This window comes from uncultured Methanofollis sp., assembly GCF_937919355.1.
In the GTDB taxonomy this organism is placed as follows: domain Archaea; phylum Halobacteriota; class Methanomicrobia; order Methanomicrobiales; family Methanofollaceae; genus Methanofollis.
The window spans coordinates 1-1,342 of the sequence record NZ_CALFSA010000089.1; the positions used below are offsets into that span (position 1 = coordinate 1).

Annotated in this window: 1 protein-coding gene; it reads left to right on the plus strand. The window is 64.7% G+C overall.

Features of this window, described 5'->3' with window-relative positions; all coding sequences use genetic code 11:
• Positions 1–1,302: hypothetical protein (locus Q0520_RS04040; RefSeq protein ID WP_298666936.1), on the plus strand; the 1,302-nt coding region annotated here is incomplete at its 5' end.
• Between the last annotated feature and the right edge of the window lie 40 nt (positions 1,303–1,342).

Below are 1,342 nucleotides of genomic sequence, written 5' to 3' on the forward strand. Positions count from 1 at the left end.
ACCCGCCCTGACCGGAGCATACACGTGAAAAGAGGCACGACCACCAGGTCCGAAGACCAGACGCCGCGGCCGGCGGCGACCATGGGACTGTTCCTTCTCTGTATGACCATCATCTGGTTTGTCCCGGGTTTTTTCGAGCCCGGACTCTTTATCTGCGGCTCCGATTACCCTGACTCTTTTATGAAGCACACCTGGTTCATTCCCGACGGGTCAGGCACGCCGGGATCCCCCTTCACCGTCCACACCCGTGCAGGCGACTTTCACCTGGACCAGGGCGATGTCGACGACGGTCCCTTCCTCTCTTTCTCCTCCCGGTCCGCGACCGCCCTCCATGCCGTGTACACGCGGGGGCAGACGGGCGAGGAGTACGTCGTCGGCCAGTGGTGGTACACCGACGAAGAGGCCTTCAGGGACGAGAAGAAGGTGTTCTTCGAGTCGCTGGCCGCCCGTGGCGAGGTATCCCCGGTGACTCTCGACCTCGGCGACCATCTCCCGGCCGCCGCGGCAGAGCGGGTATGTCCGGCCTTGTTCTTCACGAACGGGGCGGTGATGGGATACGTCCTCACCTACGTGAGGCCGTTCGACAATGGAAACGATCTCTTCATCGTCTATTACGGGACTCAGGGGGACATCGTCGGCCCCGATCCGGAGGATCCGTTGAAGGCGCTGATCGCAGAACGTTTCTCGCCGTCCGCGGTCAGGCCGCCGGGGGAGGACCCGGAACCGGCGGTCAGGATGCCGGACACAGGTGTCCTCGCTATGGTCCGGTTCGCCGGCGTCCTCCTCCTGACCCCTCTCCTCTTCGGGTGCGCCGCCGCCCTCCTCTTCCTGGGCGTGAGGACTGAGGTGCAGGCCAGACCACGGTGTCTGTTGATCCTTTTCGCCCTCCTCGCCCTCCTCTATCTCGTCCCCGCCTCCCTGATGGGGGCGTCGACGCGTATGGACCTGCCGAACTTTATCTCCGGGTGGTCGTACTTCGGCGCCCCTCCCCTCCTCGACGCCCTGCTGAGCCTTCTGACATTCCTTTCTGGCCTCAGCCTCCTCTGCCTTGCGGCGGTCACGCCGTTTCTCCTCCTCAACCGCCGCGTCCCCCTGAGGCGGCCCATCCCCGCCGTCCTTCTCTCGGGCACCCTCCTCTTCCCGTACCTCGTGGTGCTCGTCCTCTGGACAGATCCGCTCGACCTCTCCCTTCCCCCCTCACTCGCCCTCCCCGTCTCGACCCTCCGGGGCGTCTGCATCGCCGCCCTGGGAGCGGTGGCACTCTTCGCGGCATGGGCGGCGGTGGAGAGGGCCAGAACCTGAACCTTCACCCGGTGATATCATGAAAAAAGAACAGACACTC